At 70.5% G+C, this 14,901-nt stretch carries 12 protein-coding genes and 1 tRNA gene; 5 read left to right on the top strand and 8 right to left on the bottom strand.

Annotation, left to right across the window (positions count from 1 at the left end; translation table 11 throughout):
• Positions 1-16 precede the first annotated feature (16 nt).
• The 5 genes from ACO2RJ_RS03380 to ACO2RJ_RS03360 all read left to right on the top strand — a co-directional run bounded on the left by ACO2RJ_RS03380 (position 17) and on the right by ACO2RJ_RS03360 (position 4,328).
• Positions 17-577, top strand: coding sequence for a hypothetical protein (locus tag ACO2RJ_RS03380; RefSeq protein ID WP_423266591.1), 561 nt, complete (start codon positions 17-19; stop codon positions 575-577).
• Between the two features lie 176 nt (positions 578-753).
• A tRNA-Gln gene (locus ACO2RJ_RS03375) sits at positions 754-827 on the top strand.
• A gap of 644 nt (positions 828-1,471) precedes the next feature.
• Complete coding sequence (locus ACO2RJ_RS03370; RefSeq protein ID WP_423266590.1) at positions 1,472-2,185, top strand: hypothetical protein; 714 nt, start codon at positions 1,472-1,474, stop codon at positions 2,183-2,185.
• 278 nt (positions 2,186-2,463) lie between these two features.
• Positions 2,464-3,168, top strand: a complete 705-nt coding sequence (locus ACO2RJ_RS03365) for a hypothetical protein (RefSeq protein WP_423266589.1) — start codon at positions 2,464-2,466, stop codon at positions 3,166-3,168.
• 488 nt (positions 3,169-3,656) lie between these two features.
• Entirely contained in the window at positions 3,657-4,328 is a 672-nt protein-coding gene (locus ACO2RJ_RS03360; protein WP_423266588.1) for a DUF2161 domain-containing phosphodiesterase, read from the top strand.
• A 7-nt stretch (positions 4,329-4,335) separates the two neighbouring features.
• Here ACO2RJ_RS03360 and ACO2RJ_RS03355 read toward each other — a convergent pair whose 3' ends face one another.
• From ACO2RJ_RS03355 to der, 8 genes are all read right to left on the bottom strand, one after another.
• Entirely contained in the window at positions 4,336-6,237 is a 1,902-nt protein-coding gene (locus ACO2RJ_RS03355) for a calcium-binding protein (RefSeq protein WP_423266587.1), read from the bottom strand.
• A gap of 217 nt (positions 6,238-6,454) precedes the next feature.
• Entirely contained in the window at positions 6,455-7,159 is a 705-nt protein-coding gene (locus tag ACO2RJ_RS03350) for an anti-sigma factor (protein ID WP_423266586.1), read from the bottom strand.
• Positions 7,156-7,710, bottom strand: coding sequence for a sigma-70 family RNA polymerase sigma factor (locus tag ACO2RJ_RS03345; RefSeq protein WP_423266585.1), 555 nt, complete (start codon positions 7,708-7,710; stop codon positions 7,156-7,158). The genes ACO2RJ_RS03350 and ACO2RJ_RS03345 overlap by 4 nt, the downstream gene beginning before the upstream one ends.
• A gap of 279 nt (positions 7,711-7,989) precedes the next feature.
• Positions 7,990-10,023 (bottom strand): vWA domain-containing protein, encoded by a 2,034-nt coding sequence (locus ACO2RJ_RS03340; RefSeq protein WP_423266584.1) that lies wholly within the window; start codon positions 10,021-10,023, stop codon positions 7,990-7,992.
• Positions 10,020-10,556: an RNA polymerase sigma factor gene (locus ACO2RJ_RS03335; protein WP_423266583.1), complete on the bottom strand. Its 537-nt coding sequence runs from the start codon at positions 10,554-10,556 to the stop codon at positions 10,020-10,022. The genes ACO2RJ_RS03340 and ACO2RJ_RS03335 overlap by 4 nt, the downstream gene beginning before the upstream one ends.
• Before the next feature lie 98 nt (positions 10,557-10,654).
• Positions 10,655-11,770, bottom strand: coding sequence for an alanine racemase (gene alr, locus ACO2RJ_RS03330; RefSeq protein WP_423266581.1), 1,116 nt, complete (start codon positions 11,768-11,770; stop codon positions 10,655-10,657).
• Positions 11,767-13,263: a replicative DNA helicase gene (locus ACO2RJ_RS03325; protein WP_423266580.1), complete on the bottom strand. Its 1,497-nt coding sequence runs from the start codon at positions 13,261-13,263 to the stop codon at positions 11,767-11,769. The genes alr and ACO2RJ_RS03325 overlap by 4 nt, the downstream gene beginning before the upstream one ends.
• 254 nt (positions 13,264-13,517) lie before the next feature.
• On the bottom strand, positions 13,518-14,876 hold the full coding sequence (der, locus tag ACO2RJ_RS03320; RefSeq protein ID WP_423266579.1) for a ribosome biogenesis GTPase Der: 1,359 nt from the start codon (positions 14,874-14,876) through the stop codon (positions 13,518-13,520).
• Positions 14,877-14,901: the final 25 nt, after the last annotated feature.

Genomic DNA, 14,901 nt, shown 5'->3' with positions numbered 1-14,901 from the left:
CTCCAGGAGACGACCCATGCGCATCCTTCTCTTCGGCGCGGCCTGCGCCGTTCCGCTCCTCGCGGCCGGGACCGCGGCCTTCGCCCAGCGCGCGGCCGACCTGCCGGCGCTCGACGTCGCGTCCGCCGTGGGCGAGCCCGGCCCCGGCTGGGTGAAGCGCCAGACCGGCGAGGAAGGCGTAACTTTCGTCTGCGAGAGCGAGGCCTGCGGCGGCCGCGGCGTGCTCGGCCTCGGCCAGGCCAAGGTGACGCCGGACTATGTCAAGGAGGTCGTGGCGGACCCGGAAAAGACGCTGAAGAGCTACCGTTACGCGACCGACGAATCGATGAGGCCCTCGGGCTGCACCTTCGCGAGCTACGAGATCCGCCGCCGCGGCGACCGGCGCGTGCAATATGACAGCAAGGGCGCCTGCAGCGGCGGGGCTGCGGCCGCGATGACGACGATCTTCGACCTCGACCGCCCCACCATGCTGTCGGTCCAGGTGCTGACCGGCGCCGAGGCCAAGGCCGTCGCCCTGCGCGACGCCTCGATCGAGAAGATCGTCACGGCGCTCGACGGGGGCGCCGCGGGCAAGTGAGCGCCGGCCGCGCTCGCGCTCCGCAAATGCGGCCGACCCTCGACGGACCGGGGCCCCGGTCGGCGCCGCCCGACCGATCCTCGCGACGCCGTTGGGGCTTGCCGCGGGAGATCGAAAACGGTAGAGGGACCGCTCCGAAGATCGGCGCCCGGCGCGCCGCGTCCGCGGACCCCTGCTGGGGGATAGTTTAACGGTAGAACCGCGGACTCTGACTCCGCTAGTCCTGGTTCGAATCCAGGTCCCCCAGCCAAGTTAACCCCTTCAAAAACCGAAGCTTTCGGCGCTATTATTTCCGGGGAAAGTCCCGCGAAACGAGAGCAAAACCGGAACAGAGCGCGGATGTCCGACGCACAGACGTCGCGCACCCTGGCGACTCGTGTTCCGGGGTCGTTCACCCGATTCCTTTCGGGCGGGCGTCATGACCACAACCGCTTCCCGCTCGCATGGCCGCTCGGGTCGGCCTCCCGGCTTGTTCTGGACCTCGACGGCTTCGCCGCCACCGCAACGCGTACGGCTGCCGCGCCACGGCGAAGGAGGCGCGGCGGAGGCCGAGGCGGCGTATGCCCGACCCCGGCGAGCCGCCATTCGACGAGGACACCCTGCAGGCCTTCAGCGACAAGCTCGCCGAGGATGCGCTCGAGGCGGAGCGCATGCAGGAACGGCCGAGGAGGCCTATCGCCGGATCGCGGAGATCAAGCGGCGGAACGACATCAAGCCGCCAGACCGTTCCGGACGCAAAACGCGCCCGCCCCGGCCGAAGCCGAGACGGGCGGCGCGATCCAGACGTGACCACTCCTCTGGCGGCCGTTCGTGAGTTCGGTCAGTTTGTCCTCAGCGCCGATAACAACCAGTCGAGCCGCACACGCGCTCGCACGGCGTCAGGGGGACGTTTCCATGCGCATGATCCTAGCCGCCGCCGCCTGCTGCGCTCTGCCCGCTTCGCCTGGTGCGGCCCAGACGCCGCCGCCCGAGACCGTCTTCACCGCCGTCGCACCGTGCCGCGCCTTGCTGACGCCGACCAAGATCCCGGCCAACACGTCGCGGCTGGTGCAGATCGTGGGCTCCGGCCTCGCCTCGCAGGGCGGCCCCGCCGCCGGCTGCGGCGTGCCCGCTTCGGCGACCGCCGTCGCAATGTCGTTCACCGCGTATGGAGCGTCGACGCCGGGCTACCTCACGGCCTACGCGGCGGGGTCGGCGCGGCCCACCATCATCACCGTCAGCTATCCCGGAAACGCGCCGGCGACGGCCGGAACCATCGTCCAGCTCGGCGATCAGGGCCGCATCTCGCTGTTCGCGGCGAAGGATGTCCACGTCGCCGGCGAGGTCACCGGATACTACGCTCCGCAGATAAGAGGGACGATAAACCTCGACGGGTCGATAAAGTACGCGACATCGAGAATCGTAAGCAGCACCAGTACAGGCACTGGCGCTTATAGCGTCACCCTTGATCGCAACGTCACTGGATGCGCCGCAAGTGCTGCGCCATTTGGCGCCGGCAGCTACATAATTAATGCATATCCATCGGGGAATACTATCTCGGCTTGGGCTTATAGGACGACCACAGGGGAGGCTGCCAACATCTACTGGCAGTTTCACGTAACCTGCTGACGACCGGCCAAGGAACGGAGGGGCGCATGTCGGAAAGCTCTCGTCAGCGATCCCAGCGCTCAGTCCGTCCGCGCCGAGCCTGGCCGCGTCGCGCTGTCAGCGCTCAGCGTCCGGAACGCAAAACGCGCCCGCCCCGGCCGAAGCCGAGACGGGCGGCGCGATCCAGACGTGACCACTCCTCTGGCGGCCGTTCGTGAGTTCGGTCAGTTTGTCCTCAACGCCGATCTCGACCCGACGAGCAGCCCCGCTCGCCCGATCGGCGGAGGGGGGATCTCATCATGCGCATGCTTCTTGCGGCTCTGGTCTGCTGCGCCCTGCCCGGTTCGCCGGCCCTGGCGCAGACGCCGCCGCCCGAGACCGTCTTCACCGCCGTCGCGCCCTGCCGGGCCCTGCTGACGCCGACCAAGATCCCGGCCAACACGTCGCGGCTGGTGCAGATCGTGGGCTCCGGCCTCGCCTCGCAGGGCGGCCCCGCCGCCGGCTGCGGCGTTCCCGCTTCGGCGACCGCCGTCGCGATGTCGTTCACCGCGTATGGAGCGTCGACGCCGGGCTACCTCACGGCCTACGCGGCAGGGGCGGCGCGGCCAGGCGTCACCACCGTCAGCTATCCCGTGAACGGGGCGGCGACGGCCGGGACCATCGTCCAGCTCGGCGATCAGGGCCGCATCTCGCTGTTCGCGGCGAAGGACGTCACCGTCGCCGGCGACGTCACCGGATACTATGCTCCGAAATTGTTCGCCTTCGTAGCCAAGAACGGCACGCTGTATCGTGGAAATCGCGTCACTGCCGTCATAAGGCCCACTTACGCGAAGTACTCGGTTTTTTTCGATAGAAATATCGACAATTGCGTTGCGCATGTTACCTCCGAGTACGCGCCATATTTTATGAGCGCTCAAGTTACTGGCGATAAAGTCGACGTGTACACGTATGATAAAACCGGCACGGCGAGCGAATATTATTTTTATCTGTCCGTTAATTGTTAATCATGATCCGGGCGGCCCGCCCGCCCCGGCCGACGCGGGGCGGACGCCTCCTCCCTCAGGGCGCCGGACGGGGCCGCGCCGTCTCGACCCGGCCGCGCCGATGCCGGAGGTTGAGGATCACGTCGGTGGCGAGGCCCGGGGGTGCGACCGGCGCAGCATTTTCGTCAGTCACTCGAACGCGCCCTTACGCCAGCGGCCGGGTGGCGGTTTTACGGCCATACCAAGCGAAGGCCGCCCGATCGGCGACACCGGGGGGTGGCGACCACGTCGCGGGCGTCGCCCTCGGCGATTTCGACGCCGGCAAGCCGGCCGACCGCGACGAGCAGCGTCGCCGCCAGGCGTTCGATCTGCCGGCGGGGCGTGGATCGGCGGGCATCACGCGACGTCAGCAGGACCCGAACGGCTCCCGCCAAAGACGGCTCTCACCCCCCTCATGCTAATCACCGGCAGGAACGCGGCGCGTGAGTCGGGGCGGGAGAGGAACTTCGTTGGAGACGGCGCTCTATCCTCCGGTGAAGCGGTTTCTTGAGGCGCTGGGCTACGCCGTGAAGGGCGAGATCGGCGGCTGCGATCTGCTCGGCCTCAAAGAGGGCGAGCCGACGATCGTCGTGGTCTGCGAGCTCAAGCTCGCCTTCAATCTCGAGCTCGTGCTGCAGGGCGTCGACCGGGCGGCGGCGGCCGACGAGGTGTGGCTTGCGGCCCGGCTGTCGCCTTCCGGCCGCGGCCGGGAGCGCGACGCGCGGTTTCGCAATCTGTGCCGCAGGCTGGGCTTCGGGCTGATCGGCGTGACCGCCTCCGGCCGGGTCGAGCTCCTGCTGTCGCCGGCGGCCCCCGCGCCGCGCCGCGACCCGCGCCGCCGCTCCCGGCTGATGGACGAGCACCGCAGGCGCCGCGGCGACCCGATGGCGGGCGGCGGTTCGCGCGCGCCGATCATGACGGTCTATCGCCAGCAGGCGCTGGCCTGCGCGGCGGCCCTCGAGGCCGGGCCGCGACGGCCGCGCGACCTGAAGCCGCTCGCGCCCGACGCGCCGAAAATCCTCGCGCGCAACGTCTATGGCTGGTTCGTCCGCGCCGAGCGCGGCGTCTACGCCCTGACCGACGCCGGCCGCGCCGCTCTGCTCCGCTGGCCGCAGGACCCGCCGGCCGAAGCGGCGGAGTGAGGCCGCCTCACAGGATGTCGAAGTCGCCCGCACGCAGCCGGGAGGAGTCGACGAGCGTGAGCAGGAACAGCGCGTCCTCCCCGCCTTTTCCGTCGGCGTCGAAGGAGAGACGCCCGGTGTCGGTTTCGAACAGGAAGGTCGGCGCGGCGGCCGTCGCGCGCGGGTCGGCGTTCTGCACGAGGCGCACCGTCTCCGTCATGCCTTCGAAACCCGCGGCGGTGAAGCGCAAGGTGTCCTCGCCGGACTCAAAGCCGAGCACCCGGTCGCGGCCGATCTCGAGAGTCGAACTCAGCACGCCGAGATCGGCGTATCTGCAGAAGGCGTAGACGTCCGATCCGTCGCCGCCGCGCATCTGGTCGATGGTCTCGCCGCTGATCAGCAGGTCCTGGCCGGCGCCGCCCTCGAGCGTGTCGACCAGGGAGACCGAAAACAGTCCGCGCTCGCCGCCATAGAGCGTGTCGTCGCCGACATTGCCGCGCAGCCGATCCGCGCCGGTCCCGCCGTCCAGGAGATCGTCGCCGCCGCGCCCGTCGAAGTCGTGGCCGTCACGCGCGACGTCGTCGCCCTTGCCGCCGCGGAAGATCGCCATCCCGCGAAACTCCTCGACGCCGCGATAGAGGTCGCCCTCGGCCTCGTCGGTCGAGCGCGAGGGCGTGGCGAGGTCGACCAGCGCGTTGGCGTCGATGAACGTCACGACGTCCCGGCCGGCGCCGCCGATCAGCGTGTCCGCGCCGTAGCCGCCGAGCAGCGTGTCGTTTCCGGCGCCGCCGTCGAGCCGGTCGTCGGCGAGGCCGGCCCTGAGGTCGTCGTCGCCCGCGCCGCCGGCGAGCGTCCCCGCCGCGAAGCCCGTGAAGGAGAAGGCGTTGCCGGCGCCGTTCCCGACGAAGCGGACGGTCGAGTCCGCGCTCAGGCCCATCGCATAGGCGTAATCCTCGATCCCGCGGATCGTGTCGTCCACATGCTCGCCGCGATTGGCGCCGGGGCGGACGAGGTCGACCACGACGTCGAAAGCCTGCGCGAAATTCTCCGGCGTCAGGCGGAGCAGATCCCGGCCGGCGCCGCCGTCGATGAAGTCCCGGCCGGTTCCCGGCGCGATCGTGTCGTCGCCGGCGCCGCCATAGAGCGTGTCGTCGCGTCCCGAAACCCGGTCGTCCGCCGCGACGATCGAATCGTCGCCGGCGCCGCCGTTCAGGCGCTCCCGGCCGCCGAACCCGCCGTCGAGCGTCTCGTCGCCGCGCCCGCCCAGCATGGTGTCGTCGCGCAACGTGCCGACGACCATCTCGACGTTGCGGACCATGTCGGTTCCGCCGAACGGGTTCGCGATGCGGCCGGTGACGAGATTGGCGTTGACGCCGAGCGGCTCGTCGAAGCCGCCATAGAGATAGAAGATGACGTCGCGGCCGGCGCCGCCGTCAAAGTGGATCACCCCGCCGGTCTTTGTGACCTCGACGGTCTCGTTGGCGGCGCCGCCGCGCACCGTGTCGTCGCCGCCGCCGACGAGATAGCGCGTGTAGACCTGGTCGCCGGCGCGGACGCCCGGACCGACGAACAGATCATCGCCTTTCATGACCTCGACGAACAGGTCCTCCGGGCCGTGCGGATCGTTGATCGAGTCCGGCGGGATGAACAGATAGTCGACGATCTTGGCGACGGACACCGAGACCTGGTCGACGATCCCCAGCAGCACGTTGTCCGGCGACCGCCACTCCACGCGGGTCACGACGCCGGTGGCCTCGCCCGTCACCACGTCGAAGGAGATGTTGCGGCCGGTCGCGATGAAGCGTTGACCGTCGACGCCGGTGAGCACCACGCGCGTCGACGTGCCCGACGTCAGCCGCTCCGCCGTGAACTCGCCGAAGCCGAGCGCGTCGGACGTCTCGGCCCCATTGTAGAAACGAACGCGCGCCATCGCCGTCTCTCCCCGACCCGGCGCGCTGCGGCGCGTGGTTCGATCGAAACGCGCGCCTCGGGTCCGGGCGCCCAGACCCGCGCGCGCGGAAGCGCGACAGATTTGGTCAGCGTTCGATCACTCACGACAGTCTTCGCAGGACGATTGGAGCACAAACGCAAGTCGAGCGCCAGTTTAATGAGACGCGTAGTCTTGCGGCGCGCGCCCCTCGCGTCGCTCAGGACGTCCGCGCGGCGAGGCCCTTGAACAGGATCGGCCCGGTCGGCTTGCCGATCGGCGACCCGCCATAGGGTTCGAGCGTGACCTCGAACAGCTGGCCCTCGGCGATCGACGGCAGCGCGTCGGCCTTGATCGTCGTCGGGCGGTCGCCCGGCACCAAGCCGAGCGACTTCGGACCCTTGGCCTTGTCCGCCAACGTCCAGAACTCGAGCGCCCTGCCCTCCCCGGCGGCCGTCGTCCCGAGCGGGACCAGCCGCATGGTGCGGTCGGCCGCGACCTCGACGAGGAAGCCCGGCCGGCGGTCGCCCTCGGGCGCCTGCAGCACGGCGACGAAGGCGGCGGCGCCCGTCGGCGTCGGCGCGCGCACGGAGACGACGGCGAGCGCAAGCGCTGCGGCGACGGCGGCGGCCGTCGCGAACCGCCAGAACCCGAGGCTCGCAAGCAGGCCGCCGGTCGCTTTCGGCGCAGGCCGGACGGTGGAGCGAGCCGGGGCGCGCTCCACGGAGGCCGCGATCCGGGCCCAGAGCTCCGGCGGGGCCGCGACCGGCGCGGCCGCCGTCGTCATGGGCTCGAGCTCGAGCTCCCAATGGGCGACCGCATCCGCGATCTCGGCGTCGCTCGCCACGGGCCGATCGGCCTCCTCGGCGTGACCGAGCACCGTCAGCATGGCGTAAAGGTCGATCTGGGGGTTGCGCGCGGTCATTGCAGGCACTCCCTCAGCGCCAGAAGCCCCCGCCGGATCCACGCCTTGACGGTGTTCTCCGGCGCGCCCAGCCGTCCCGCGATCTCGCTGCGCGAGAAGCCGTCGACATAGGCGAGCAGGATCGACGTCCGCTTCATGTCGTCGAGCCCGGCGAGGCAGCGCTTGAGCCGCGCCGCGTCGTCGATGCGTTCGAAAGCCCGCGCGGGATCGTCGGCGACGTCGGGCGTCGCGTCGAGCGCGCCGTCCGGAAGGCTTTCGATCCGGCCGCCGTCGCGCAGCACGTTGAGCGCGCGGTTCCGCACGATGGTCGAGAGCCAGGCCCGTCCGGAGCCGCGCTGCGGATCGAAGGTCTCCGCCTTTCGCCAGACCTGCAGGAAGCACTCGTGGACGATGTCTTCGGCGAGGTCGCGGCGACGGACGATGCGGAGCGCGACGCCGAACAACCGGTCCGCTTCGTGCTCGTAGAGCTGGCGCAGCGCGTCGAGTCGCTCGGCGGCGCAGGCGCGAAGCACGCCCTCGTAGTCGAAGGGATCAGCCGAAGCTGCTGACATGACGCGTTGTTCCCCCGCGTTTCTCATGGGCGCAGACGGGCGGCCAGGCGCCGCCGCCCGCCTCATCTGCGCATCGACGGCCGCTTCAGGGTCCGCCCCTGTGGTCCAGCCGTCGGTCATACGTGATTTTATTGCGCGCGGCTTGGTTTGCCCCAGTCCGGGACGGACATCCGATTGAGATCATCGTGATGACCGCCTCGCCGCCTATACGCGCGAGGATCGCTTTCGGGTGCGGATGCGGCGGATTAAAACGGGCCGTCGCCGCCACGGCCTTTCGGCTCAACGGCGCGCAAGCGCGTCGGCGAGCCGGACGAGCCGCACGAATCCCGCGCGATAGCCCCAGCGATCCGCGCCGCGCGCGCCCTCGGCGAGATCGGCGATCGCGGCCCACTCCATGCCTTCAAGCTGGCGCGCGCCTTTCAGCTTCTGCCCGAAGGCCGCGACGGCGGCCGCGAAGCGGACGTCGTCGGGCGCGGCGGCGAGGCTCTCCGGCTGTCCCTTTGACACGATCGGCTGCTCGATCAGCCGGCTCGCATCCTCGTTCGGCAGCTTGTAGCGCAGCTTCAGGAAGCCGAGCTCGCCCGCGCCCGCCCCCGCGGGCGCGGGCGCCGCGGGCGGGGCGTAGCGCAAATCGTCGGCGAGCCGGCCGCGGCCGCCCGCCGGCACGATCTCGTAGAGCGCGGTGACGGAGGCGCCGGAGCCGACCTCGCCCGCGTCGACCCGGTCGTCGTTGAAGTCGGTTCGCGACAGCGCGCGCGTCTCGTAGCCGATCAGCCGGTATTCCGAGACCTGGGAGGGATTGAACTCGACCTGGATCTTCACGTCCTTCGCGATCGGAAACAGCGTGGAGCCGGCTTCCTCGACCAGCACCTTCTGGGCTTCCTCGAGCTGGTCGATATAGGCCGCCTTCCCGTTGCCGTTCTGGGCGAGGCGCTGCATCAGCGCGTCGTTGTAATTGCCCTGCCCGAACCCGAGCACGGAGAGATAGACGCCGGATCTGCGCTCCCTCTCGACCAGCCGGGTGAGGCCGCCGTCGTCGGAGACCCCGACGTTGAAGTCGCCGTCGGTCGCGAGCAGCACGCGGTTGACGCCCTTGGCGTCGAAGTGCTTGCGGGCGAGCCGATAGGCCTCCTCGATGCCGGCGGCGCCGGCGGTCGAGCCGCCCGCCGTCAGCCTGTCGATCGCGGCCGTTATGTCCTCGCGGTCGGAAGCTTGCGTCGGCTCGAGCGCGATCCCGGCGCCGCCGGCATAGGTGACGATCGCGACGCGGTCGTCCGGCGCCAGCCGGTCGAGCAGCAGCTTCAGGCTGGTCTTGACGAGCGGCAGCTTGTCGGCCGCCTGCATCGAGCCGGAGACGTCGATCAGGAACACGAGGTTCGCCTTCGGCCGCGCGGCGGGCTGCGGCTCGAAGCCCTTGATCCCGATCCGCACCAGCCGCGTGTCGGCGTTCCATGGCGTCGGAACCACCGCGATCGAAGGCCTGAACGGCGCGTCGGCGCTGCCCGGCCGCGGATAGTCGTAAGGGAAGTAGTTGATCAGCTCCTCGACGCGGACCTCGTCCGGCGTCGGCTGGCGGCCGGCGAGCAAGGCGCGGCGGACCCAGGAATAGGACGCGGTGTCGGCGTCGATCGAGAAGGTCGAGACCGGCTCCTGCGCGGCGACCTTGACCTCGTTCTGCGGCTTGTCGACGAAACGGTCGCGCGGCGTCTCCTGGACAACGCCGTCTCGCTGCGGCGAAGGAGCGATCAGCGAGCGGGAGACAAACCCCTCCTGCCGGCGCGCCATCGGAGCGGCGGCGAGCGCGTCGGCCGGGCGCTGCGCCTGGGCCTGCCTCGGGGCCGCGGGCGGAGGCGGCGGAACCGGTTCGGCCGGCGCGCCGAAGCGCGGATCGGAGCGGCGGGCCGCTTCCCTCTCGGGCGACGCATCGGTGCTCTCCGTCTTCGCTTTCGCCCCCTCTTGCACGGAAGGCGGCGATGGCGGCGCCTGCCGCGCGAGCCGATCGGCCTCTGTCCCGAGCTTCGGCAGGCCGCCCTGCTGCTGCGCGAACAGAAGCGCGGCGATGGGCGCCGCCACGAGACAGGCGGCGGCCCCGCCGATGGCCATACGGTTCTGCATGATCGTCCTCCACGCCCATGAGGGGCTTGCGGAGGTGTGACGACCGGACGGCCGCGTTCCTTTGCGCGCCGTCGCGGCTTTTTCGGCGGCCTGCGCGTCGAACGCCGCCATGGCGGCGGCGAGCGCCGCCTCGCGCGCCTCCGCCGAAGGCGTCGGGGCCGGGGTCCGCCGCAGCCGTTCGAAATCGGGATCGCTCATGCGGTCTCCCTCGCAAGCGCGGACTTCAGTTTTCGCCGGGCGGAGAACAGCCGCCACGACACGGTCGCCTCCGCGCAGCCGAGCGCCTCCGCGGCGGCGCGATGCGAAAACCCTTCGACATGAACCAGCAGCACCGCCTCGCGCAGCGCTTCGGGCAGGCCGCGGACGGCCTCCCAGAGCGCCTCCTCAGGGCCCGCGTCGTCGCGGACCGAAGCCTCGATCTCGGCTTCCGTCCGCGCGTCCTCCAGCGACGCCACGCGGCGCCGCCGGGCGCGCAGGGCGTCGCGCGCGCAGTTCAGGGCGACGCCGGTCGCCCAGGTCGTGAAGCTCGACCGGCCCTCGAAGCCGTCGAGGCCGCGGGCGATCCGGATCAGCGCCTCCTGCGCCGCGTCCTCCGCCTCGGCGGCGTCGCCGAGGCAACGCCAGGCGAAGCGGTGGAGCGCGCCGTAATGCCGGTCAACGAGCGCCGCGAAGGCCCGGCGGTCGCCAGCCTTCGCGCGCTGCACCAGCGCCTGGTCGCTGTCGTCCGCCATCCGCTAGCGCATCGCCCCCGCCGCCTGTCGACCTCTAGGACGACGCGCCGCCGCCGATCCTTTGCGCCGCGGCGAAGATTTTTTCGGCGGCGCTCCGATCAGCCGAGGTAGAGCCGCTGATAGCGTCGGCTCAGCCCCGTCAGCACCTCGTAGCCGATCGTGCCGCAGGCGCGCCCGAGATCGTCCACGCCGAAATGGTCGCCGAGGATTTCGACCCAGCTTCCCCGCCCGACGGAGGCCGGGGCGTCCGTCACGTCGATCGCTATCAGGTCCATCGAGATCCGGCCGACATAAGGGCAGCGGACGTCGCCGACATAGGCCGCGGCGCCCGGCGCCCCATCCTCGGAGCCGCCGGCGCGCAGGATGCCGTCGGCATAGCCGATCGACAGGATGGCGAGCCGCGACGGCCGGGCGAGCGTCTCCACGCCGCCATAGCCGACCGCCGTTCCCGCCGCCGCGTCGCGGGTCTGGATGACGCGCGCTTCGAGCCGAACGACCGGCTTCAGCGGCGCAGGCCGACCGGCGACGGGGTTGGAGCCGTAGAGCGCGACGCCCGGCCGCCGCAGGTCGAAAGCGAGGTCGCCGCCCGCCGTGCGCGACAGCAGCGTTCCCGCGGAGTTGGCGAGGCTTGCCGGCGCGTCCGGAAGCAGCGCGCGAAGTCCGGCGAAGGCCGAGCGCTGGCGTTCGGTCTCCGGCCGCTCGGGCTCATCGGCGCAGGCGAGATGGCTCATCAGCAGCGCCGGCCGGAAGCCGAAGCCGCCGCCCCGCATCAGCTCCGCCGCCTCGGCAGGTTCGAGGCCGAGGCGGGTCATGCCGGTGTCGATATGGATCGCGGCGGCCGGGTTCGCGCCGGAGGCGGCGATGAAGCCCGCCCACTCCGCGATCTCCTCGCGGCTGCCCAGCACCGGCCGGACGCCGACCTCGGCGTAAGCTAGGGCCGCGCCCCGCGGCAGACCGTTCAGCACATAGACGACGGCCTCCGGAGCCGCGGCGCGGACAACGCGCGCTTCGGAAAGATGGGCGACGAAGAAGGTCTTCGCGCCCGCCGCCGCGAGCGCCGCCGCCGCCCGGTCGAGGCCGGTCCCGTAGGCGTCGGCCTTGACCACGGCCGCGCATTCGGAAGCCGGCGACAGCGCGGCGAGCGTCCGCCAGTTGTCGGCGAGCGCGCCCAGATCGATCGTCAGCCTTCCGCCGGCGAAGTCGTCGTCCGTCACATCCGCTCCGGCAGATGATCCTCGCGCGCGAGGTTGCCGAACCGCGTGTACTCCGCCTCGAACTGTAGCTCCACCGTACCCGTCGGTCCGTGCCGCTGCTTGCCGATGATCACCTCGGCCTTGCCCGACACGCTCTCCATCTCGGTCATCCACTGGTCGAACTCGGGCGTGCCTTCGCGGGGCTTCTTGTTCTTCACGTAATATTCTTCGCGGAAAACGAACAGCACGACGTCGGCGTCCTGCTCGATCGAACCGGATTCGCGCAGGTCCGAGAGCTGCGGCCGCTTGTCGTCGCGGCTTTCGACCTGGCGGGACAGCTGGGACAAGGCGATGATGGGAACCTGAAGCTCCTTCGCGAGCGCCTTCATGCCGGTGGTGATCTCGGTCATCTCCTGCACGCGGTTGTCGCCCTTCTTGGACGAGCCCGAGAGCAGCTGGAGATAGTCGACCACGAGCAGGTCGAGCCCCTTCGAGCGCTTGAGGCGGCGCGCGCGCGCCGCGAGCTGGGCGATCGAGATGCCGCCGGTCTCGTCGATGAACAGCGGGCAGCGCTGCATCTCGGCGACGGCCTCGGTCAGCTTGAAGAACTCGCCTTCGTTGATCGAGCCGCGGCGGATCTTCGACGAGGAGATCGACGCCTGCTCCGCGATGATGCGGGTCGCGAGCTGTTCGGCGGACATTTCCAGCGAGAAGAAGCCGACGACCCCGCCGTTCACCGTCTTGGTGCGGCCGTCCGGCTGCACCTCGCCCTGATAGGCCTTGGCGATGTTGTAGGCGATGTTGGTCGCGAGCGACGTCTTGCCCATGCCCGGGCGGCCCGCGAGGATGATCAGGTCGGAGGCCTGGAGGCCGCCCATCAGCCGGTCGAGGTCCTCGAGGCCGGTCGCGGTGCCGGACAGGCCGCCGTCGCGCTTGTAGGCGTTGGCCGCCATGTCGACGGCGGTCTTGAGCGCGTTCGAGAAGGTCTGGAAGCCGCCGCCATAGCGGCCGGTCTCGGCGAGCGCGAACAGCTTGCGCTCGGCGTCCTCGATCTGGTCGCGCGGCGTGGCGTCGACCGGCGCGTCATAGGCGACGTTGACGACCTCCTCGCCGATGCCGATCAGCTGGCGGCGCAGCGCAAGGTCGTAGATCGACCGGCCGTAGTCCTCGGCGTTGATGACCGTCGTCGCTTCCGCCGCGAGGCGCGCGAGATATTGCGGGACCGTGAGCCCGCCGAGATCGATGTCGACGGGCAGGAAGGTCTTGATGGTGACCGGCGTCGCCGCCTTGCCGGCCCGCACCAGGCTGGTCGCGATCTCGTAGATCCGGGCGTGCAGGCCTTCGTAGAAATGGCCGGGCTCGAGAAAGTCCGACACGCGCCAGAAGGCGTCATTGTTGACCAGCACCGCGCCGAGCAGCGCCTGTTCGGCTTCGACGTTGTGCGGGGCCTGCCGGTAGGCCGCCTCGGTCTCGGGCGTAGGCAGGCGGCGGACGATGGAATCGGCGGCGGGCATGAGCGTCGACTTCGATGGAGAACTTAGGTTAGCAAAGCCTTACCACGCCACCCCGCGGACATGGCCGCGCCGGCGCAACATGCGGGCGCGCCGCCCCGGTTGATACCGATTCCCACAGGGCGACGATTCGGCCGCCGAGATTACGCCGAAACGCTTGACGCCGCCGCCGGAGTCGAGTCGCCGATCCGGGCTGGAGGCATGTCCGGGGATCGCGGATCGCCGCGCGGACGAGAGACGGCGCGGGACGGCCGCTCTCAGGACTTCGCGTACGGGTTTTCCGCCGTTCGGAACGTCACCCGGATCGGCGCGCCGGGCAGGTCGAAGGTCTCGCGCAGCCCGTTCACGAGATAGCGGACATAGGACGTCGGCAGCTCGCTGGTGCGCGTTCCGAAGATGATGAAGGAGGGCGGCCGCGCCTTGGCCTGGGTGGCGTAGCGCAGCTTGATGCGCTTGCCCGCGACGGCGGGCGGCGGGTGCCGCTCGAGCGTGACTTCGAGCCAGCGGTTCAGCGCGGCGGTCGGGACGCGGCGGTTCCAGACCTCGTGCGCCTTGACGACCGACGCCATCAGCCGGTCGACGCCTTCGCCGGTTTCGCCGGCGAGCGGGGTCAGCGCGCAGCCCCTCACCTGCGGCAGCAGGCGATCGAGCGCCTCGCGCGCGTTCGCGAGCGCCGGACCGCGCTCGTCGATCAGGTCCCATTTGTTCAGGCCGATGACGAGCGCCCGGCCCTCGCGCTCCACGAGGTCGGCGATCGACAGGTCCTGCTTCTCGAACGGCACGGTGGCGTCGAGCAGCAGGACCACCACCTCCGCGAACTTGATCGAGCGGATGGCGTCGGCGACCGAGAGCTTCTCGAGCTTGTCGACGACGCGCGCCTTCCTGCGCAGGCCGGCGGTGTCGACGAGCCGCACCTTGCGGCCGCGCCACTCCCAGTCGACCGAGACGCTGTCGCGGGTGATGCCGGCTTCCGGGCCCGTCAGCATGCGGTCCGAGCCGACGAGGTTGTTGACCAGCGTCGACTTGCCGGCGTTGGGGCGTCCGACGATCGCGATCCGCAGGGGCGCGCCTTCGCCGCTCTCCTCTTCGTCGTCCTCATCCTCGTCCGGCTCGGGGAAGAAGGGCTTCAGCGCGTCGTAGAGGTCGCCCAGCCCCTCGCCGTGCTCGGCGGAGATCGGCATCGGGTCGCCAAGGCCGAGGCGATAGGCCTCGTAGGCCGTGTCGACCCCGGCGCGGCCCTCGGCCTTGTTCGCGAGCAGCAGGACCGGCCGCTGCGACTTCCGCACGAGCTCGGCGAATCGCTCGTCGTCCGCGGTCAATCCCGCGCGACCGTCGACCATGAAGAGAATGACGTCGGCTTCCGCGATCGCCGACTCCGTCTGCAGGCGCATCCGCGCCTCCAGCGAGCCGTCGACGGCGCTCTCGAGACCCGCGGTGTCGACGATGCGGAAGGTCAGGTCGCCGAGCCTGCCCTCGCCTTCGCGCCGGTCGCGCGTCACCCCGGGCCGATCGTCGACCAGCGCGAGGCGCTTGCCGACGAGCCGATTGAACAGCGTCGACTTGCCGACGTTCGGACGTCCGACGACGGCGAGGGTGACGAAAGGAGCGTCTGTCACGGCGGCCTTATACGGGCCCGAACGG

The organism is Hansschlegelia sp. KR7-227, assembly GCF_049446035.1.
Taxonomy (GTDB): domain Bacteria; phylum Pseudomonadota; class Alphaproteobacteria; order Rhizobiales; family Methylopilaceae; genus Methylopila.
Note: the sequence above shows the minus strand (reverse complement) of the source record. Positions and strands in the feature narration are given on the sequence as shown.